Origin of the sequence: Acinetobacter lwoffii, assembly GCF_029024105.1 — a bacterium.
GTDB lineage: Bacteria > Pseudomonadota > Gammaproteobacteria > Pseudomonadales > Moraxellaceae > Acinetobacter > Acinetobacter lwoffii.
This window is the reverse complement of the sequence record NZ_CP118963.1, coordinates 2,046,958-2,067,077: the sequence shown is the minus strand read 5'-3', so window position 1 is coordinate 2,067,077 and position 20,120 is coordinate 2,046,958. Positions and strand designations below refer to the sequence as shown.

The window sequence follows — 20,120 nt, the reverse complement described above, 5'->3', positions numbered from 1 at the left end:
AAAATTCCCGAAGTGGAATCAGAATTTTGAATAAGTGTTAAAAATAATGAGGTGTGAAAATGAAAATAGGTGTCTTCTGTCCAATCGGAAATAATGGCTGGTTACTCTCTGAAAATGCACCGCAGTACATGCCGACTTTTGAGTTAAACAAACAAATCGTACAGCGTGCTGAGCACTATGGTTTCGATTTCGCACTTTCTATGATCAAGCTGCGTGGCTTTGGTGGCAAGACTGAATTTTGGGAACATAACCTGGAAACGTTTACCCTGATGGCAGGTCTTGCGGCTGTCACCAGCAAAATTAAAATTTTCGCAACTGCCGCAACTCTGGTGATGCCACCTGCAATTGTCGCGCGCATGGCATCAACCATTGATTCGATTTCAAATGGCCGTTTTGGTCTGAATGTCGTAACTGGCTGGCAGCCACCTGAATATACCCAAATGGGTATGTGGCCAGGTAATGACTATTTTGGCAAACGCTATGAATATCTGTCTGAATATGTACAAATTCTGCGTGAACTTTGGGCGACTGGTAAATCAGACTTTAAAGGCGAACATTTCCAGATGGAAGATTGCCGTGTTAGCCCACGTCCACAAGCCGACATGAAGATTATCTGTGCAGGTCAATCTGATGCAGGTTTAGAGTTTTCTGCACAATATGCTGACTATAACTTCGTGTTTGGTAAAGGCCTGAATACTCCAACAGCTTATGCAGAAATTAATGACCGCCTCAAAGAAAAAACAGATGTGACTGGCCGTGATGTACAGACTTATGTGCTGTTTATGGTGATTGCTGCAGAAACTGATGAAGAAGCGCAAGCCAAATGGCAGCACTATAACGATGGTGCTGATATGGAAGCGATTAACTGGCTGATGAATCAAGGCGGTAAAGATACCACTTCCGGTGCAGACACCAATATCCGTCAAATGGCTTCTAGCGTATCTCCAGTGAATATCAATATGGGTACGCTGGTGGGTTCTTATGAAAATGTGGCACGAATGTTGGATGAAATTGGTGAGATCAAAGGTACGGAAGGCGTACTACTAACTTTTGATGATTTTATTCAAGGGGTTGAAGACTTTGGTCAAAAAATCCAGCCGCTAATGAAATGCCGTGATCATATTGTCATTGAAGATGAAGCGCCAGTTTTGGAGAAAAGCGCATGAGTGAATCAGTCGTAACAGCCGGTTTTACGGAAAAACTCGGCACAGGAAAAACGCTTAAAGCGGAACCCGAAGCGATTTGTCTTGCACCAGAACAGACAGCCTTGATTGTGATTGATATGCAAAATGCCTATACCTCTCAGGGTGGCTATCTGGATCTGGCGGGCTTTGATGTCTCGAAAACCAAGCCCGTGGTTGAAAATATTAAAAAGGCCGTTGATGCCGCACATGCAGCCGGTATTCAGGTGATTTATTTCAAAAATGGCTGGGATGCAGAATATAAGGAAGCGGGTGGTAAGGACTCTCCAAATTTCCATAAATCCAATGCCTTAAAGACCATGCGTAAACGTCCTGAATTACAGGGGCAATTGTTAGCAAAAGGTGGTTGGGATTTTGAGCTGATTGATGAGTTAAAACCACTGCCACAAGACCTGGTGATCGAAAAGCCACGTTATAGCGGTTTCTTTAATACCGCGCTGGACAGCATGTTGCGTGTAAGAGGAATTCGCAATCTGGTCTTTGTGGGGATTGCCACCAACGTGTGTGTGGAGTCGACACTACGTGATGGCTTCTTCTTAGAATATTTTGGTATCGCACTTGCTGATGCCTGCCATCAGGCCGGTCCAGTCGAAGCGCATGAAGCCAGTCTGTATAACATCAAGACTTTCTTTGGCTGGGTATCAGATACCAAAAATTTTGTAGAGACCTTTCAAAAAGAAAGTGAGTCACTAAAAGAAACTAAATTAGCTGTAAGCGCATAAAGAATTAAAGAACAGAATTAAGGAAAAAATAGTATGCCTAAAGAAATCATTATTCCAGCAGGAACATCGAAACCATTAGCACCGTATGTACCGGCAACCAAGGCAGACAATATCGTGTATGTATCCGGTACATTAGCTTTTGATGAAAATAATAATGTGGTGCATGTCGGTGATGCCGCAGCACAGACCCGTCATATTCTGGAAACTATCAAGCGTGTGATTGAGGAAGCAGGCGGCAGTATGGATGACGTGACCTTTAACCATGTCTTTGTCAAAGACTGGGCAGATTATGCTGCGATTAATGCAGTTTATGCAGAGTATTTCCCGGGAGATAAGCCGGCACGGTATTGCGTACAGACAGGTTTAGTCAAACCTGATGCGCTGGTCGAAATTGCTTCGATTGCCCATGTATAAGTCGATCTACCTGATTCAATCTCATTACTAGATGCCCCAGGTCTGAAACTGAATATTGACTTGGGGGCGGGAGAACAGCATGAATGCCAAACTATCTAAAATCATCACAGAAACAGTTGCAGAAAATAACGCATTAAATAAGGTTTTGGCGACTAACGCATCAGATGACATCTTTACCCAAGTTGATCAGCAGATTTTCCGTCAAGGCATGTCCAATCTCGGGGCTGCAGTCAATGTCATTACCACGCAAGGTGAGGCAGGACAGGCAGGATTTACTGCCTCAGCCGTATGTAGCGTGACGGATGCACCACCAACGTTGCTGGTGTGTCTGAACCGTTCTGCTTCAGTTTATGAAACCTTTAAAAAGAATCAGGTGTTGTGTGTGAATACCCTGGCATCACATCAACAACATCTTTCCAATCTGTTTGGTGGAAAAACACCAATGGCAGAGCGTTTCAGTCAGGGGAACTGGAAAACTTTGGTGACCCAGTCACCTGTACTTGAGGATGCCTTAGTCAGTTTTGACTGCGAGGTGGTCCAATGTTTATCCGTAGGCAGTCATGACGTGCTGTTCTGTGAGGTGAAAGCGATGTGCCAGAGTCAAGGCAATGCGCTGATGTACTTCAACCGTTCTTACTGTGAGCCACACAAAATGTGCTAATTCAATTCAATCCTAATCAAGGAGGGGAAGCCGATGCAAGAAAAAGAAACGTGGTTTCCAAAATTTAAGCCTTACCAAGGCAATCTCGATACCACACCCGTGCAAACAGATGAATATCTGCCTGCTGGGAAAAGTATTATTCTCGGGTTACAGCATGTGTTTGCGATGTTTGGGGCAACCGTGCTGGCGCCACTTTTAATGGGGTTTGATCCCAATCTCACGATTTTTATTACCGGGATTGGCACCATTTTATTTTTCCTGATCACTGGCGGTCGATTGCCAAGTTATCTGGGGTCTAGTTTTGCCTTTATTGGCGCCGTGGTGGCGGTCACAGGCTACTCCGGAGCAGGGGCGAATCCCAATATCGGGCTGGCGCTTGGCGGTACCATTGCTTGCGGTATTGTCTATGCCTTGATTGGTCTGCTGGTCATGAAAACCGGTACCAACTGGATTGAAAAACTGATGCCGCCAGTAGTGACAGGCGTGATTGTGATGATCATTGGTTTGAACCTGGCGCCAGTCGCAATTAAGAGTGTTTCAGCGAACCAGTTTGATTCCTGGATGGCATTAATCACCATTATCTGTATCAGTGTGATTGCTGTGTTTACCCGAGGAATGGTACGCCGTCTGTTGCTGTTATTGGGCTTATTGTCTTCCTATCTGATTTACTTCCTTTTCACAAACGTCATGGGCTTCGGATCTGCGATTGATTTTACCAAAGTCAGTGAAGCAGCATGGTTTGGTTTGCCGAATTTCCAGAGTCCGGTCTTTGAAATGAATGCCATGCTGATGATTGCACCAGTGGCCATTATTCTGGTTGCAGAAAATCTTGGGCACTTTAAAGCGGTATCCGCAATGACTGGTAAAAATCTGTCGCCGTATATGGGACGCGGTTTCTTTGCAGATGGGGTTTGTACTTCATTATCCGCTTCTGTCGGCGGTACCGGGATGACCACTTATGCTGAAAATATCGGTGTGATGGCAGTGACCAAAGTGTACGCCACCACCGTATTTATTTTTGCCGGGATCTTCGCTATTTTGCTGGGACTTTCACCTAAATTTGGTGCGGTGATCAGTACCATTCCAGTAGCTTTATTGGGTGGTGCATCGATTGTGGTCTTCGGGTTGATTACCGTGGCTGGTGCCAAAATCTGGGTGGATAACCATGTTGATTTTACCAAGAACAGTACCCTGATTATTGGTGCGGTGTGTCTGATTATGGGGACAGGTAATTATAGCTTGCAGATTGGTGGTTTCGATTTGGGTGGTATCGGTACTGCGACTTTGGCTGCGATTTTGTTGAACCTGTTCCTAAATCGTGGTGAAGATAAAGAATTGCCTGAACCTGCATCGACCGCAACAGAAGTTGAGGTTAAGCCAGTCGCTTAATATAAGGAGTATTTTTTGAGTCATACAGTTGCATTTTTAGGACTTGGGGCAATGGGCTGGCATATGGCCTCCCATTTGCCAAAACTCGGACATCCGGTTTGGGTCTGGAACCGGACTGAACAGAAAGCGCTAGATCATGCTCAATCTTTCAGGACTCAGGCAGTGGGTATTGAACAGGCGGTTCAGGCAGATTTTATTTTTTCTTGCTTGCCGACCAGTCAGGATGTAGAGAAGCTAATTGCTGCACATCCACCTAAACCGGGTGCAATCTGGATTGACTGTACCAGCGGTGTACCAGAATCGGCCCAAAAACTGGCAAATCGATTGGAGCAACAGGGAAGCTATTACCTGGATGCTCCGGTATCTGGTCAGACTGTTGGGGCAGAAAAAGGCACTTTAACCGTGATGGTGGGAGGAAGTGAATCTGCCTTTACGCAAGCCAAACCGGTCATTGCTGCTTTTGCTGGGTTGATTGAATATGTGGGAGAAAGTGGTTCCGGTTTTGCAGTGAAAGCCATTAACAATACTTTGATGGCTACGCATTTATGGGCGCTGGCTGAAGGCTTAACTGTACTGAAAGGGCAGGGAGTTGACTTAAGCAGTGCGTTGAACTGTATTAATCATTCCAGTGGTAAAAGTAGCATGTCGGAAAATATCATGGCGCAGCGTGTACTGAGCCGTGAGTTTCATAAAACCTTTGCGCTGGATTTATTGCAGAAAGATATTGGTATTGCTTTAGAACTGGCGCAACAGCAGCAACTGGATTTATCAGTGATGTCTTTGGTGCAACAACAGTTTCAGCAGATTGCCAGACCTCAGGCCAGCCAGCTGGATTTTTCCGCTGCGGTACAAGGATTGGAACAACGTACGCAAATTGAATTAAGGGGATAAAGTTTTTATTAAAACCTGTTATTAAGAGAAATAATTAATTTTCAATTAAGTTCATCGCAATAGATTTCTTTATCTAAAATATAAAAATCCGGGGATTTAAAATTCCCGGACTTTTATTTCAATTGCTTTAAATAGCCTAAGCAATTTTAAAACTATCTATCACTTTAATTACCAATCTGCATTCATCTCTTAATTCTACTGATTCGTTTCATATTCCTGAATCACTTCAAGTGCAGCACGAAAGGCTTCCTGGGTTGCTGGTGCGCCGCAGTAAGGCAGGCTATGCAGCAGCACTTCCTGAATTTCCTCAACCGTTGCGCCGTTATTTAAGGCACCTCGCACATGGCCTTTTAGTTCAGTAGGACTTTTTTGAGCTGTAAGGAAGGCAATGGTAATTAAAGAGCGGTATTTACGCGGTAACACACCTTCACGTTGCCAGGTCGAACCCCAGGCATGTTCATTAATCCAGTCCTGTAATGGCTGGGTAAATGGAACGGTATTTTCCTGAGCACGCTTCACAAAGCTTTCACCCATCACTTCAGTACGGACTTTCAAGCCATTTTCATAATCTTGTTGTGACATTGTCTACCCTCAATTTTCTTATAGGGCTAGCTTAGTACTTTCCATCCAAAATACCATCGTGCAATAGTCGTAAAAAAGTGGCTGAAAAGCCACTTGTGAAGCTTCCAGAGTAAAGTAATAAAATGACTTCACTCTGGAATTTATGACACCTTAACTTCAAGTTTTATTTAAGGAGATACTGAGTGTGAAGGATCAGTTTGCACTGAAGTATCCGTTCCTTTGGCATCTTCCTTGATGAGATACGGATTCTCAAGCTCCAATACTTCCTGCAAATGCAGATCAAATACATCGGTCAACATGCTGTCATAACGGCGCGCATTATAGTGCAGCAGTTTTTCTGCTTCCTGATCATTAATAAAGCCTTGTAGCTGTGCATCTGCCACATGCTCTGCAAAGCTTAAACCCTTGAACTGGTCTTTATTTTCTGCTTTTTTAAAGCGATCCCACAGCTGTTCAATGTCCAGCAACATGGTGAAAGTAGATTCCATACGGCCGGTGACATCATGTTCATGAGTATTGTAATAGACATGTTTTTTCAAGACCTGGCGGAAAGCATTGTCTTCCATCATACTGTTCGCTACCTGCTGTTTCAGCTGGTCTGATGGTTTCTGTACCGGACGGCCAAATGGGAAGCATAACAGTTTGACCATGCCTGCTGCTGCACCTGATGGAAAGTTGGCAAACAGGTCAAAAAAAGCTTCTTGCGCTGTATATAGAGATTTTTCTAATGCAAGCTGTGCATGTAAACGCTCATCTTCAGTCTTTTTGCTATGCTCAAAAAATTTGAGAATTGAGGAAGCAATAAACAGATGTGCATGAATATCGGCCAGACGACCCGAAAGCATTTCCTTACGTTTGATATCCCCTGCGAGTAATCCTAGACACATATCCGCAGTTAAAGCAAAGTTGGCACTCAGCCGGTTAATGATCTTGTAATAAGGACGGGTAAAGTCAACAGCACTTTGCGGCGCAGCATTGGAGCCACCTGTAAAGGCATAGGCAAAGGAGCGAGCAGTCCGGTTAAAGGTGTAACCCAAATGCTTAAACAGCAAGTTATCAAAAGGATTTAGAGCCGCTGCCGGATCTTCTGCTTGTAAGAGCTGTAATTCTTCATAAAGATAAGGATGGCAACGCATTGAACCCTGACCGAAAATCATCAGGGAACGACTAAGAATATTGGCGCCTTCAACCGTAATGGAGACTGGAATTGCCTGATAATAAGGCGCCAGAAAGTTACGCGGACCCATCTGAATGGCGCGGCCACCGACCACATCCATACCGTGATTGACCACTTTACGCATGCCTTCTGTCGCATAATATTTGGCAATCGCTGTCATTACGGCAGGCTTGCCGCCCTGATTCAAACCACAGGTGACCAGATAACGGAAAGCCTCCAGCATATAGGTATCACTGGCGATTTCACTGGTGGCTTCCTGAACACCCTCAAACTTACCAACTGAAATTTTGAACTGCTGACGGATGCGAGAGAAAGCGCCGACATTTAAATAAGTCATTTCTGAAGTAGAAGTAGACAGCGCTGGTAGGGAAATGCCACGACCGACTGCCAAACATTCCATCAGCATGCGCCATCCTTTACCGGCATTTTTTACGCCACCAATAATCCAGTCCAGTGGAATAAAGACATCTTTACCTTCCACTGTTCCATTCATGAATGGCGGTCCCGGGTTATGCCGTGGTCCCACTATTACGCCTTCATGACTGGCAGGAAGCAGGGCACAGGTAATGCCATATTCAGTCTGTTCACCCAAAAGATGATCCGGATCATACATTTTAAAGGCCAGACCCACCACTGTCGCAATTGGTGCCAAAGTAATCCAGCGTTTGGAAAAATTCATTCTCAGACCGAGTACTTCCTGACCTTCAAACTGGCCATAGCAGACTACACCGGTATCAGGAATCGCACCAGCATCGGAACCGGCCTCCGGACTGGTCAAACCGAAACAGGGAATTTCTTCGCCTCGCGCCAGACCCGGCAGATAACGGTCTTTCTGTTCTTCGGTACCATAATGCAGTAACAGCTCGCCTGGTCCGAGTGAGTTCGGTACCATACAACTCACGGCTGTGGTCAGAGATCGCGAAGCAATCTTGCTCATCACCCGACTTTGGGCAAAGGAGCTAAAGGCACGACCGCCGTATTCTTTGGGAATAATCAGGCCTAAGAAACCATGTTCCTTAATATATTGCCAGACATGATCAGGCAGCGCTTTCTGCTCATGGATTTCCCATTCATCCAGCATGCTGCACAAGGTCTCAACCTCATTGTCCAGAAAAGCTTGTTCTTCTAGCGATAATTTGGGATAGGGATAACTGTTAAAGGTTTCCCATTTCGGTGCACCCATAAACAGTTCTTTTTCCCACCAGCTGGTTCCGGAGTCCAGTGCTTCACGTTCTGTCGGGCTGATACTCGGCATGGCATTGGCCAGTGCTTTATAGGCCGGTTTAGAAATGAACGACATACGTAAAGGGTCGATCATCACCACAAGGCTAATCAGGATCAGCGGAATGCCGAGAATAAGTGACCATGGGCTAATAAAGGCACAGACTACTGACATGACAATTAGTGCAATTGCACCCGCGCTACGAGAGAGCTGAAAATAGAAAACCGCCCATAAACTAAGTAATAGCAGTAGTACAGCAAATATAAATAGCATTGTTATAGTTCTCCAGATTTATACAACGCTGCCTGTGCCGAGATCTCATAGAATTTTTGTCACAGTTCATTCATTTTTTTTGTCGCTTGAGGATCGGACAGGTTCAGCATTGCACGTGTGAGAATGATCGTTTTCAAGTCTTGCAACGATATTTTTAAATCTTTCATCTATTTATGAGATTGTTTGAAAAATGCTCAGTCTTCAAGTGAGAACGCGCAAAGAAATGTGAAGATAAGTAATGACTTAATCTTATCTAAAATAAAAAATGGGGGTTTAACACTCAGTAAAAATTTAAATTGAAGAAATAAAAAAACCCTCTACAAGAGAGGGCTTTTATTTCATTGGTTTAAACAGGATTAAGCTTCAATGGCCTGAACTGCAATTTTTTTGGCAGGATCCACTTTACGACGCACTGCTGGTACAGGTTCGCCGTAGTATTGGCGGTCGGCAAAGTAGCTTGAACGAACCATTGGTGCTGCCCAGATATTACGGAAGCCCAGTTTTTGACCATGTTCGGTATAACGCCCGAATTCTTCAGGTGTTACGAAGCGGTCAATCGCTGCATGTTCTTTTGAAGGCTGCAAATACTGACCAATGGTTACATAGTCCACGCCATGCGCATGTAAATCATCAAGCAGGGCAAGTACTTCTTCTTCAGTTTCACCAATACCCACCATCAGACCACATTTGGTTGGTACGTCCGGGCAGTATTCTTTAAACATTTTCAGCAGGTTTAAAGAGTGTTGATAGTCAGAACCTGGACGCATGGCTTTATATAAACGCGGTACAGTTTCGATATTGTGGTTAAACACATCTGGCGGACATTCAGTCATGATACGCAGCGCGATATCCATACGGCCACGGAAGTCCGGCACCAGAATTTCGAGTAAGGTATTTGGGCTTAGAGCACGTGCTTCTTTAATACAATCGACAAAATGCTGTGCACCGCCATCCAGTAAATCATCACGGTCTACCGAAGTGATTACCGCATATTTCAAACCCAGGTTGGCAATGGTCTCAGCCATATGACGCGGTTCATCTGCATCCAGTGCATTTGGACGGCCATGAGCCACATCACAGAATGGACAGCGACGGGTACAGATATCACCCATAATCATAAAGGTCGCAGTACCGCCACCAAAACATTCAGGCAGGTTTGGACAGGCGGCTTCTTCGCACACCGTATGTAATTTTTGCTGACGTAATGTAGTTTTAATACGTTGAACTTCTTCAGGTGCCGCCATTTTCACCCGGATCCAGTCCGGCTTGCGTGGCGTTTCAACCGTAGGAACAACTTTTACAGGAATGCGGGCAACTTTTTCCGCACCGCGAAGTTTGACGCCCTGTTCAGGTTTACGGTTTTCAGACATATTCAACTTTTCCACTGTTTTTGAAGGGGGAGATACTCAAAGATAGCGCAGTTATTATAACGGACTTCGTTCTAAATAGGGCAAAAAGGGGTATTCATTTAAAAAATGTTCTTATCAAGCAATATATGTGAGTTAAATACACCAAATCAACAGGATTTACGTCATAATAAGAGTGTAGATTAAAGTGAATTTTTTAATTTTGAGGAGCGTTGAATGCCACGTAAAAAAGAGGTCGTTAGTGGGACTTTCGTTAAATATGATGCGGTAGTTCTAGGTTCGGGCCCTGCGGGCGAAGGCGCGGCAATGAAACTTGCCAAATCTGGTAAGCGTGTTGCAATCGTTGAGATGCGTGAACAGCTGGGTGGTAACTGTACCCATGTCGGTACGATTCCAAGTAAAGCATTGCGTCAAACAGTATCCAGTATTATCCGTTATCAACGTGATCCACTGTTTCAAAAAGTTGGGGACTGGAAGCAGTTCACTATGAAGCAAGTGTTGCGTCATGCACATAAAGTTATTCAACAACAAGTAGATACACATTCACGTTTCTACGACCGCAATAAAATTGATATTTATCATGGTCGTGCCTACATTCAGGATCAAAATACCATTTTTGTATTTAACCCAGATGGCATTAAAGAAACGCTGATGTTTAAGCAACTGGTCATTGCCAGCGGCTCGCGTCCATATCGTCCAGACATTCTTGATTTTAATCATCCACGTGTATTTGATTCAGACAAAATTCTGGATCTGGACTATTCCATCCAGAAAATCATCATTTATGGCGCAGGTGTAATCGGTTGTGAATATGCCTCGATCTTTATTGGTTTGGGACATAAAGTTGACCTGATCAACACCCAACACAAACTTTTAAGCTATCTGGATGATGAAATCTCTGATGCGCTGTCTTATCACTTGCGTGAACAGGGTGTGCTGATTCGTCATAATGAACAGATCGACTTTTTAGAAACATTTGACGACCATGTGGTGATGCACACGCAAAGCGGCAAGAAAATTAAAGCCGACGCGATTTTGTGGTGTAATGGCCGTTCAGGCAATACCGATGGTCTAGGCCTTGAAAATGTCGGCCTGAAACCGAACAGCCGTGGTCAATTGACTGTGAATGATCAATATCAGACTGAAGTAGAAAATATCTACGCTGCCGGTGATGTAATCGGTTGGCCTTCACTAGCCTCTGCTGCCTATGACCAAGGTCGTTGCGCGGGTGCCAATATGAGCGGCGAGAAAGACGTTGCGCCGGTGACTGATATTCCAACCGGGATTTACACCATTCCTGAGATTTCTTCGATTGGTAAGACTGAACAGCAGCTGACTGAAGAAAAGATTCCGTATGAAGTCGGTCAGGCATCATTCCGTCATTTGGCACGTGCACAGATTACCGGAGATACTATGGGCGAATTAAAGATTCTGTTCCATCGTGAAACACTGGAAGTTTTGGGTGTACATTGCTTCGGTAATAATGCCTCTGAAATTATCCATATTGGTCAGGCAGTCATGAACAGCCCGAACAATACCATCAAGTACTTCGTAGAAACCACGTTTAACTATCCGACTATGGCTGAAGCGTATCGTGTAGCCACACTGAATGGTATGAACCGTTTATTCTAAGTGAGATATTTGACTTAGACAGAAAAACCGCAAGTCTTCACTTGCGGTTTTTTTATTGGAAGTGATTAAGTCAGTCAAGTTGATCAAATCGAATTTTTAAGCCGCCATTTTTCGGCATTCTTCAGCACAGCGGCGGCATGCTTCGGCACATTGCTGACAATGTTCATCTTCATGATGACCACATTCTTCTACACAGTAGTCACAGGCTTTCGCACAAAGTTCACATATTTCATGCATGAATGGAGATTGCTTTTGTTCCATACGGGCACACAACTGACAGATATCTGCACAGTCCAGACAGCGCTGGATACACTCCCGCATCATCTCCAGATCTTCTTCTTTAAGACAGGCACTGGCACAGTTGGCACAGGCCAGGGAACAGTTCATACAGGTTTGAACACAATCTGAAAATTGAAGCTGATTCATTGTCGTTTCCTCTTTCCATAGGTTTGTTGCTGATTTTCTAATAAGCTAAGCAGAAAAAGGAAAATACACTAGGTAGATTAGGTGAGGAAAAGTAAACAGCTACTTTGTTTTGTTAGAGATCTACTGGATCATGAGCGATAGTTGGAATTAATTTTTTTATTTGAAAATAAAAAACCATTGAGGCGGTCAAAGTCTCAATGGTGGAAGATCGACATGATGAATCGTAATTTTTGAAGGGTTAAACTAGCTCTACCTTTCTCGTTATTCTCGTTTTTATTATTAAAACGGACGGCTACCCGCCAGACTGATGCGTTTCAATAAACGGCGCTGATCTGCCGGGAATGGACGGCGTGAGTGTAAGGTCACCTGATTATCCCAGAACACGATATCGCCAATTTCCCAGTGATGTTCATAAGCGAATTCAGGTTTCGAAATATGCTCACGTAATTTGGCGATCAGTTGACTGCCAGCCTGATCATCATAATTGACCAGCTCGACTTCGGTATGGGTGTTTAGCCAAAGCGCTTTACGGCCGGATTCAGGATGAGTGCGCACCAGTGGATGTGGATAAGCATGGCTTAAAATCGGTTGATCTTTAAAACGATACAATGGGCTTGAACCATAACCTTGATCATCAGTTTGATCTCTGGTTTTTTGACGGCGCACGAAAGGGTTGTAAGTAATCAGTTGTAGCTGATCGATCTCTACCTTGGTTGCTTCATCGAGTGCATCATAGGCTTTAATGGTGTTGATCCAGCTGGTCTGTCCGCCGTCCTGAGGCAGTTCAATTGCATACAGAAGGGAGCCAAAAGAGGGTAATGGTGTCCATTGATGATCGGCATGTGGAGTTAGTTCACCATGCCCAGTGTAATCTCCCTGACCGACGGCATTGGACACCGGCACGACATCGGGTGGAATGCCGCTATCCGACTGCGCAGCCAGTACCGGTGTATCTGCACCTGGGCGGAAAATGGAACCGAAATAAGTTGAAAACGCCAAGTATTGTAAATCATCCAGACTTTGCTGCTTAAAGATCAAAATCAGATGCTCGGCCAGCGCCTGTTTTAACTTTAAAATGGTTTTGGATGATTGGACTTTACGGGCATCCAAGCCATAGACCACTGCACCTAAGGCCTGACCGGTTTGCGGTACAATCTTGATTTCATCCGGATGTTGAAATTGATCTTGCTGATGCCAGCGTGGAGCATCATGAATCGCTTGTGAAAGTTGGGTTAAGCTGGTCATTATCAAGTCTCAGAATTTTCTTATTGATCAAAATCTAAGAAAATTCCAGACTGAAATAAAATCAAAAGAAATGATAAGTTTATGAATAATCTGTTATTTTTACTATTCAGTTGATTTTGAAACATTTAACTTATTGTGCGATGGATTGCGCATTTTCTGCTGAGGATATTTCGACAGTTTAGTGTGCGCAGAAAGCCTGATTAAAATATTCAAACAGCTGAGGGGTTTGTAACCACAGGCCAATCGACAAAGCCAGTAAAAGCAGGATTGCCACCACAATCGAGAGTTTGAGTTTCAGTAGAGAATCAGTCATGGACGATTTGCTCCTCATTGACCCAGAAATGCACCAGTACGCCAAAAATGCTGAGGACAATTGATAGCATCCACACCGCATTATAATTGCCGCTCAAATCATGGTTGACTCCACCGAGCCAGCCACCGAAAAACGAGCCAACCTGATGGGTAAAGAACACAATGCCACTGAGCATGGTCAGATATTTCACCCCGAACATATTCGCCACAATACCATTGGTCAGCGGAACGGTTGATAACCAGAGTAGTCCCATAATGACACCAAAGGTATAGACTGTCCATGTGCTGAGAGGCAGCATGAGAAAAGCAATAATCGCAATTCCACGCAGGGCATATAATCCCATTAACAGATGCGGTTTGGAATATTTGCCACCAAGCCAGCCGGCCGTATAGGTGCCTACCACATTAAACAAACCCACTAAGGCTAAGAAAATTGTACCAGTTGTGGCATTAAAGCCATGATCAATCAGATAGCCCGGCAGGTGGATGCCAATAAAAACGACCTGAAAACCACAAACAAAAAAGCCCATGGCCAGAAACCAAAAGGGTTTATGATTTTTCACTACCAGCAGAATCTGTTTAAAGCTGAGTGAGACTTTATTGGAGGTAGAGGCTGCGTTGGGATTAACATACATCGGTGCTTTCAGCATCCAGGCCAATGGCACAATCAGTGCAATTAAAATGGCACTGACCACCAGCGCCGCTGACCAGCCGACATTCTGTAATAGTAGCAGGGTCGAAGGCAGCATAATAAACTGACCAAAAGAACCTGCGGCACTGGCAATACCCATCGCCAAACTGCGCTTTTCTGGTGGGGCAGCACGCCCGACCGCAGACAATAACACCGGAAATGAAGTAGCTGACAGGGCTAGACCTAAAATTAAACCGACACTCAGATTTAACAGTAAGCCGGTCGAGCTAACTGCCATCAACAGTAGACCAATTGAATATAAGGCTCCGCCTACAGCTACCACAATCTTGCTGCCATATTTATCGGCAAATGCCCCGGTAATCGGCTGAACTGCACCCCAGATCAGGTTTTGCATGGCAATGGCCAGGCTAAAAACATTATGACCCCAGCCAAATTCTTCGCTCATCGGCACCAGATACAAGCCAAATGCATGACGTACACCCAATGACAGTGCCAGAATGATGGCAGAGCCAATCAGCATAAAAATAAGAGCTTTGGAAAATTGACTGTCAGCCATACGTCATTCATGCCTATAAAGTTGATATGTATAGTATTCGATTCAAGCAATAGAGGCGATTAAATAAATATTGATCAAAAGATAAATTTTTTTTATTAATATATTAAGCCTAAAAAAACGGCCGAAGCCGTTTTAATTAAAAATCGGATATTGAGCTTAGAAACGCATCCCAATCCCGGCATAGGCCAGAATCGGATTGACTTCGATATCGGCTTTAGAGCGAATCAGTTCACCTAGATTTGCATCTGTCACTGTAATTGTCGTGTCATTTTTTAGATGTGCATAAGAGACTGAACCTACAGCAAACCAGGTGTCATTAAAGTCATAGCTAAAGCCGACCGTGGCCACGGGCGCGAAAGCATCGGATGCTTCAAGTTTGACTTTTGGATCGGCCCCTTCATTTGGCGTACCATCTAGAGAAGCACCTGCTTTGTTTCGTTTAATGTTGGCAATCATATGTCCGGCAGCAATCAGGTCCTGCTCGGTACGTGAGTTAATTTCCAGTTCATTGAAATAGGCATACATCACACCTAAGCCGACATAAGGCCGGAATTTATTGATCCCTGTTTTACCAAAGTGATACTGGAATTCAAAGGCAGGTGTCCAGGCGCGGGCAGAGGCGGCCGGCCCATAAGCTTCCAGATCAGTAATGAGAATATCATTTTTTAATTCAATGCCGGGTAAATCAATTCCACCTGGAATTTGTGGAATCAAATCAAGACTTGGAGTCGCAAGCGCAGAGAAAGGAGCATAAATTTTACCACTGCCTTGCAAGTCTACTTTAGGTGGAATGCCGGCTTTCATTTCAAAAGAAATATTATCGGTAAAATAGTAATTGGTCATGATGCCTAAAGTGGTGACATCATCCGCTTCCAGGCCAGTACCAGGATTATTCCAGCTTTCCAGTCCATAAATTTCAGCTCGCCCACTGAGCGCTGCAGGCAGTGTTTCTGTACCAAGTCGATCCAGAATATTAACAAAAACAGAGGAAAGGTTTGGATCCATGTCTGGATCAAGATTATTTTTCACAGAGTCAATTGAGATATCACCTACTTGTGATGTTTCACCTTCTTTGACAGCAGTATTCACTTTAAAGGGCTGGGCCTTGCCTTGCGGCATCACATGCAATGCACCGACCGATACCGAAAAGCGCTTAAAGCCATCTCCATCTTGCAAGCTAAAATAAGGGGAATCTGCATGCGCGACCATAGGTAAAGTGGCTAGGCCTGCCATACATGCCAGCAATGTTTTCATTGATTTGGAACTCCATGTCCAGTTTGTTTATTCGTTTTTCTAGTTAACTAATTATGTGAATTGCCTTAAAAAATTCAGTTATAGAACAACAGGTCAAAAGTTAAGCGATGGTTAATATTGGTAACCGATGTATATTTTTTGTTTATCTCTCTTGAGTTTTAAGAAATGAGTAGTATGTAAAAATCATTACTTTACCCTACTAGCTGAAGTATAAAAGTGAAGAAAATTTACTCTTGAGAGCGTTAAAATTTCAATCCTATGAATTTTTATCATGGAAGATATAGAGAAGAGTTTAGGTAAATTTTAGGCTGCATTGATTCAAGCATTTACCATCACGGGATCATTTTTTATTTTTCAAAAACAAAAGCATATGAATTTATCCAAGATCCTGCTACCCAGTCGACTGAGTTTTTTTGTACAATAGCTGCATATATTATTGAGTGAATCACATGAGCACCCAAACTCCTCCCAAAAAAAAGCCCCTGGTTAATTTACCTTTCCCGATCAAACAGGCAGAGCAAAATGCTGCAGAAGAAGTTCTGGAAGATTTAAGACCAAGACCACAGCGTTATGCTGACCGTACCTGGATGCCACCACGTGGCACTCGCCGTTCAATGGGCAAACGCTAATTGATCAGACTCAAAAAGCTATGATAAATCATGGCTTTTTTTATGGAATTTTTTTAGGGAGTTAGTGATCAATATTTGATTTAATTTTCGAACAAAAAGAAATTAAAACTCAGATTTATCCAAATTTTTTTCAATTTTATTCTTAATAAAGCAAACGAAATATTTAAGCTCTCTAAATGCCGACCAAAATAAAATCCACACCTGGTTGATTTCATATTCGACATTTTAGCCGTCCATAAAAAAAGCCAATTCAAACATTGGCTTTTTTGAAAGATATTTTGATAGCACTAACGAATGCTTTTACGCGCTTTATTTTCCGGTTTCGGTGGCGCAATTTCTCGCTCACCTTGCCAGACATCAATAAAATCTTTCTCGTTAATATTATAAAGTTCTAGGAGTGCTAAAATCACGCCTCCAAACAACATGGCACCTTCTGAATGGCTCTGAAAATCGACCAGCTTGGTATTCAGGTTGTGCAGGATATCTTCAATTTCAAAGACACGTTCCCGCCCATTGCTGTCGGTCGGATAGATCTGGGTATTTAAAATAATTCTCGCCAAGCTTTTTTCATTTTCGGTCAAAGGCAGTTCTTCAATCAACTCATCACTGGCCGGAGTTAAAATGACCGAATCACGGAATATGGTGTGTAAAAAATTTGCGCTTAATTTTGGCAGCGGCTTTTCGACAAAAGGACGGAAAGATTGCGGGAAAATGACATTGCGTGAGATGCCTTTAAACATCGGTGCAATTTCCTCGACCTTATAACCTGCGATCCCACAGCCCAAGGAAGTAATAAAATATTTATTTTTAGGATGATTTTTGGTGTAAATCTTAAAGTCATCAATATAGTGCTGGATTTGTGAGAGCGGCATTTGTTGCAAATGCTCGTTCATGGTGGGAATGGCATAGCTCTGACCCGCCCAGCCACGACCCACGCCCATGACTGCACCAAAATGCTCAAGTGCCGTTCTGGCTGCTCCACCACCGTGTTGTCCAGCCAAGTTGCTGCCAAAAACAAAAACCGTATTTTCCGGAAGGGATTTAACAATACTTTCATCGTGATAGTGGTAAGTCATAATTGTCGATTCTAGGCCATCCTGATCTTCATGTTGCCTTTGAAATGAAAAGGGGTCAAGGCAAAATTGTGCCGGACTAGCCAAACAGATAGAGTATTTCACCCATAAGCCAAAACAGGATACCGAGTACGCCCAAATAAAGCTGCTGGCTGAAAATGATTAGTTTGTTCTGTATTTATTCCCTTTGTAACTGTATATTTTATTAATGATTTTTCAAAGCAGATAGCGATTAAAGCGCTAACAAATAATGAATAGTAATATTGTTTTATTTTACCAAACAGAAACCTAAGCAGGGATTGAGTAATTCCAATTTACCCTCATAATAAATCAAATCTATATCCGCAGCGAAGTCAGCGAAAGCTATGAGTGATAAAAAGCCCTTTGAATTAGTGACCAGTTATCAACCAGCAGGCGATCAGCCACAGGCCATTGCAAAGCTGGTCAAAGGCATTGAACAGGGTTTTCATGATCAGCTTTTACTGGGGGTAACAGGCTCTGGTAAGACCTATACCATGGCCAATGTCATTGCCCAGACCCAGCGTCCGACCATAGTCATGGCACATAACAAAACCTTGGCTGCGCAGCTTTACGGCGAATTTAAAGCGTTTTTCCCGAATAACGCCGTTGAGTATTTTGTCAGTTATTATGATTATTATCAGCCAGAAGCCTATGTTCCATCTTCAGATACTTTTATCGAGAAAGATGCTGCAATTAATGACCATATTGACCAGATGCGCCTTTCCGCGACCCGTTCACTCTTAGAGCGACGTGATGCGATTATTGTCGCATCGGTGTCTGCCATTTATGGTTTGGGTGATCCGAATGCCTATATGAGCATGTTGCTGCATGTGGTGGAAGGCGATCGCATTGGCCGTGATGATATTATTCGCCGTCTGGTCGAGATGCAGTATTCGCGTAACGAACTGGAATTTCTGCGTGGTACTTATCGTATTCGCGGCGAAATTATTGATATTTTCCCGGCAGAATCGGATCAGGATGCGATCCGGATTGAACTGTTTGATGATGAAGTTGACTCCATTCGCTGGTTTGATCCGCTGACCGGGAAAATGGTTCGTAAAGTGCCTCGCGTCACTATTTATCCTAAAAGCCATTATGTTACGCCGAAAGACAATTTATCCCGTGCGATTGAAACCATCCGAGACGAACTCAAAGAGCGACTGGTGTTCTTCCGTGAAAATGACAAGCTGCTGGAAGCCCAGCGCATCGAGCAGCGCACACGCTATGATCTGGAAATGATGCAACAACTGGGTTATACCAACGGCATTGAAAACTATTCACGGCATTTGTCGGGCCGTCCTGCGGGTGAAGCACCACCAACCTTGTTCGATTATATTCCGGATGATGCCTTGCTGATTATTGATGAGTCACATGTGACGGTGCCGCAGATTGGCGCCATGTATAAGGGCGACCGTTCGCGTAAAGAAAATCTGGTGAATTACGGGTTCCGTTTGCCAAGCGCGCTGGATAACCGGCCGATGAAATTTGAGGAATGGGAACGGATTGTGCCGACGACTGTTTATGTCAGCGCAACGCCCGCACGTTACGAGCTGGAAAAATCCCAACAGATTGTCGAGCAGGTGGTACGTCCAACTGGTCTGATTGATCCAGAAATTGAAATCCGTCCAGTTCTGACGCAAGTCGATGATGTGCTTTCAGAAATTAATTTGCGTAAAGATATTAATGAGCGGGTGCTGGTTACAACCTTGACCAAGCGTATGGCTGAAGATTTAACCTCTTATTTGAAAGAATACGGGATTAAGGTCGCTTATTTACACTCGGATATCGATACTGTTGAACGTGTCAAAATCATTCATGAACTGCGTACTGGGGTGCATGATGTACTGGTTGGGATTAACCTGCTACGTGAAGGGCTGGATATGCCGGAAGTGTCACTGGTCGCCATTCTGGATGCGGATAAAGAAGGTTTCCTGCGTTCCGAGCGCTCTCTCATTCAGACCATTGGCCGCGCTGCACGTAACCTGAAAGGTAAGGCGATTCTGTATGCAGACCGAATCACTGATTCGATGCAGAAAGCCATTGATGAGACAGACCGTCGTCGTGCCAAGCAGATTCAGTTTAATGAAGAACATGGCATTACCCCGCGCAGTGCAGTGCGTCAGGTGATCAAGGAAATTGATACCGGTGAAGTATTGGATGATGATTTAATTGAATTGAAAGCCTCGGATCAGGCACGTGCGATCAGTGCAGATGAGCGGCATATCATGGCAGATCCAAAAATGTTTGCGAAACACATTAACAAGCTTGAAAAGGAAATGCTGAAAGCTTCCAAAGAGCTTCAGTTTGAGCAGGCTGCGCGTATGCGTGATGAAATTGTGCGTTTAAAAGCCCAGATGTTTGATTGATTGTTGTTGCATTAAATCTTATTTAAATGACGTAAAATCAATCACAAAGAAAAC

The 20,120-nt window shown here is 43.9% G+C and carries 18 protein-coding genes; 9 read left to right on the top strand and 9 right to left on the bottom strand.

What is annotated here, in order from left to right:
- Positions 1-59: 59 nt before the first annotated feature.
- The 6 genes from rutA to PYW33_RS09990 all read left to right on the top strand — a co-directional run bounded on the left by rutA (position 60) and on the right by PYW33_RS09990 (position 5,279).
- Positions 60-1,166, top strand: coding sequence for a pyrimidine utilization protein A (gene rutA, locus PYW33_RS10015; protein WP_004646490.1), 1,107 nt, complete (start codon positions 60-62; stop codon positions 1,164-1,166).
- Complete coding sequence (gene rutB / locus PYW33_RS10010) at positions 1,163-1,924, top strand: pyrimidine utilization protein B (RefSeq protein ID WP_004646492.1); 762 nt, start codon at positions 1,163-1,165, stop codon at positions 1,922-1,924. Before rutA ends, rutB begins: the two co-directional genes overlap by 4 nt.
- Positions 1,925-1,957: 33 nt before the next feature.
- Positions 1,958-2,338: a pyrimidine utilization protein C gene (gene rutC, locus PYW33_RS10005; protein WP_004646493.1), complete on the top strand. Its 381-nt coding sequence runs from the start codon at positions 1,958-1,960 to the stop codon at positions 2,336-2,338.
- A gap of 145 nt (positions 2,339-2,483) precedes the next feature.
- Positions 2,484-2,999: an NADH-dependent FMN reductase RutF gene (gene rutF / locus PYW33_RS10000; protein WP_370940775.1), complete on the top strand. Its 516-nt coding sequence runs from the start codon at positions 2,484-2,486 to the stop codon at positions 2,997-2,999.
- A gap of 33 nt (positions 3,000-3,032) precedes the next feature.
- Positions 3,033-4,388, top strand: coding sequence for a pyrimidine utilization transport protein G (gene rutG / locus PYW33_RS09995; RefSeq protein WP_004646496.1), 1,356 nt, complete (start codon positions 3,033-3,035; stop codon positions 4,386-4,388).
- Positions 4,389-4,439: 51 nt separating this feature from the next.
- Positions 4,440-5,279 (top strand): NAD(P)-dependent oxidoreductase, encoded by an 840-nt coding sequence (locus PYW33_RS09990; RefSeq protein ID WP_004646497.1) that lies wholly within the window; start codon positions 4,440-4,442, stop codon positions 5,277-5,279.
- 195 nt (positions 5,280-5,474) lie between these two features.
- Here PYW33_RS09990 and PYW33_RS09985 read toward each other — a convergent pair whose 3' ends face one another.
- The 3 genes from PYW33_RS09985 to lipA all read right to left on the bottom strand — a co-directional run bounded on the left by PYW33_RS09985 (position 5,475) and on the right by lipA (position 9,903).
- Positions 5,475-5,861, bottom strand: coding sequence for a carboxymuconolactone decarboxylase family protein (locus PYW33_RS09985; protein WP_004646498.1), 387 nt, complete (start codon positions 5,859-5,861; stop codon positions 5,475-5,477).
- Positions 5,862-6,028: 167 nt separating this feature from the next.
- Positions 6,029-8,533 carry an acyl-CoA dehydrogenase gene (locus tag PYW33_RS09980; RefSeq protein WP_004646499.1) on the bottom strand — a complete coding sequence of 835 codons (2,505 nt, stop codon included), beginning with the start codon at positions 8,531-8,533 and terminating at the stop codon, positions 6,029-6,031.
- Between the two features lie 356 nt (positions 8,534-8,889).
- Complete coding sequence (gene lipA / locus PYW33_RS09975) at positions 8,890-9,903, bottom strand: lipoyl synthase (RefSeq protein ID WP_004646500.1); 1,014 nt, start codon at positions 9,901-9,903, stop codon at positions 8,890-8,892.
- 213 nt (positions 9,904-10,116) lie between these two features.
- Here lipA and sthA point away from each other — a divergent pair, with 213 nt between their 5' ends.
- Positions 10,117-11,532, top strand: coding sequence for a Si-specific NAD(P)(+) transhydrogenase (gene sthA, locus PYW33_RS09970; RefSeq protein ID WP_004646501.1), 1,416 nt, complete (start codon positions 10,117-10,119; stop codon positions 11,530-11,532).
- Positions 11,533-11,628: 96 nt separating this feature from the next.
- Here sthA and PYW33_RS09965 read toward each other — a convergent pair whose 3' ends face one another.
- The 5 genes from PYW33_RS09965 to PYW33_RS09945 form a co-directional block, all read right to left on the bottom strand.
- Positions 11,629-11,958: a four-helix bundle copper-binding protein gene (locus PYW33_RS09965; protein ID WP_004279668.1), complete on the bottom strand. Its 330-nt coding sequence runs from the start codon at positions 11,956-11,958 to the stop codon at positions 11,629-11,631.
- 279 nt (positions 11,959-12,237) lie between these two features.
- Positions 12,238-13,203, bottom strand: coding sequence for a TauD/TfdA dioxygenase family protein (locus PYW33_RS09960; RefSeq protein ID WP_004646502.1), 966 nt, complete (start codon positions 13,201-13,203; stop codon positions 12,238-12,240).
- A 178-nt stretch (positions 13,204-13,381) separates the two neighbouring features.
- The gene (locus tag PYW33_RS09955; protein ID WP_004646503.1) at positions 13,382-13,516 is read right to left on the bottom strand and encodes a hypothetical protein; all 135 of its coding nucleotides are present in this window, start codon (positions 13,514-13,516) and stop codon (positions 13,382-13,384) included.
- Positions 13,509-14,723, bottom strand: coding sequence for an MFS transporter (locus PYW33_RS09950; RefSeq protein WP_004646505.1), 1,215 nt, complete (start codon positions 14,721-14,723; stop codon positions 13,509-13,511). The genes PYW33_RS09955 and PYW33_RS09950 overlap by 8 nt, the downstream gene beginning before the upstream one ends.
- A 156-nt stretch (positions 14,724-14,879) precedes the next feature.
- Entirely contained in the window at positions 14,880-15,977 is a 1,098-nt protein-coding gene (locus PYW33_RS09945) for an OmpW/AlkL family protein (protein ID WP_004646506.1), read from the bottom strand.
- 449 nt (positions 15,978-16,426) lie between these two features.
- Here PYW33_RS09945 and PYW33_RS09940 point away from each other — a divergent pair, with 449 nt between their 5' ends.
- Positions 16,427-16,606 carry a hypothetical protein gene (locus PYW33_RS09940; RefSeq protein ID WP_004646507.1) on the top strand — a complete coding sequence of 60 codons (180 nt, stop codon included), beginning with the start codon at positions 16,427-16,429 and terminating at the stop codon, positions 16,604-16,606.
- A gap of 287 nt (positions 16,607-16,893) precedes the next feature.
- On the opposite strand, the gene PYW33_RS09935 is transcribed toward PYW33_RS09940, so the two are convergent.
- Positions 16,894-17,682, bottom strand: a complete 789-nt coding sequence (locus PYW33_RS09935; RefSeq protein ID WP_004646509.1) for an A1S_2505 family phage non-structural protein — start codon at positions 17,680-17,682, stop codon at positions 16,894-16,896.
- A gap of 362 nt (positions 17,683-18,044) precedes the next feature.
- Between PYW33_RS09935 and uvrB the strand changes: the two genes are divergently transcribed.
- The gene (gene uvrB / locus PYW33_RS09930; protein ID WP_004646510.1) at positions 18,045-20,066 is read left to right on the top strand and encodes an excinuclease ABC subunit UvrB; all 2,022 of its coding nucleotides are present in this window, start codon (positions 18,045-18,047) and stop codon (positions 20,064-20,066) included.
- The last annotated feature ends 54 nt before the right edge of the window (positions 20,067-20,120 follow it).

Excerpts from the sequence above, each read along its gene's own strand:
- rutA (WP_004646490.1), top strand. The coding sequence starts at position 60 with ATGAAAATAGGTGTCTTCTGTCCAATCGGAAATAATGGCTGGTTACTC.
- rutB (WP_004646492.1), top strand. The coding sequence starts at position 1,163 with ATGAGTGAATCAGTCGTAACAGCCGGTTTTACGGAAAAACTCGGCACA.
- rutC (WP_004646493.1), top strand. The coding sequence starts at position 1,958 with ATGCCTAAAGAAATCATTATTCCAGCAGGAACATCGAAACCATTAGCA.
- rutG (WP_004646496.1), top strand. The coding sequence starts at position 3,033 with ATGCAAGAAAAAGAAACGTGGTTTCCAAAATTTAAGCCTTACCAAGGC.
- PYW33_RS09990 (WP_004646497.1), top strand. The coding sequence starts at position 4,440 with ATGGGCTGGCATATGGCCTCCCATTTGCCAAAACTCGGACATCCGGTT.
- PYW33_RS09985 (WP_004646498.1), bottom strand. The coding sequence starts at position 5,861 with ATGTCACAACAAGATTATGAAAATGGCTTGAAAGTCCGTACTGAAGTG.
- PYW33_RS09980 (WP_004646499.1), bottom strand. The coding sequence starts at position 8,533 with ATGCTATTTATATTTGCTGTACTACTGCTATTACTTAGTTTATGGGCG.
- lipA (WP_004646500.1), bottom strand. The coding sequence starts at position 9,903 with ATGTCTGAAAACCGTAAACCTGAACAGGGCGTCAAACTTCGCGGTGCG.
- sthA (WP_004646501.1), top strand. The coding sequence starts at position 10,117 with ATGCCACGTAAAAAAGAGGTCGTTAGTGGGACTTTCGTTAAATATGAT.
- PYW33_RS09965 (WP_004279668.1), bottom strand. The coding sequence starts at position 11,958 with ATGAATCAGCTTCAATTTTCAGATTGTGTTCAAACCTGTATGAACTGT.
- PYW33_RS09960 (WP_004646502.1), bottom strand. The coding sequence starts at position 13,203 with ATGACCAGCTTAACCCAACTTTCACAAGCGATTCATGATGCTCCACGC.
- PYW33_RS09955 (WP_004646503.1), bottom strand. The coding sequence starts at position 13,516 with ATGACTGATTCTCTACTGAAACTCAAACTCTCGATTGTGGTGGCAATC.
- PYW33_RS09950 (WP_004646505.1), bottom strand. The coding sequence starts at position 14,723 with ATGGCTGACAGTCAATTTTCCAAAGCTCTTATTTTTATGCTGATTGGC.
- PYW33_RS09945 (WP_004646506.1), bottom strand. The coding sequence starts at position 15,977 with ATGAAAACATTGCTGGCATGTATGGCAGGCCTAGCCACTTTACCTATG.
- PYW33_RS09940 (WP_004646507.1), top strand. The coding sequence starts at position 16,427 with ATGAGCACCCAAACTCCTCCCAAAAAAAAGCCCCTGGTTAATTTACCT.
- PYW33_RS09935 (WP_004646509.1), bottom strand. The coding sequence starts at position 17,682 with ATGACTTACCACTATCACGATGAAAGTATTGTTAAATCCCTTCCGGAA.
- uvrB (WP_004646510.1), top strand. The coding sequence starts at position 18,045 with ATGAGTGATAAAAAGCCCTTTGAATTAGTGACCAGTTATCAACCAGCA.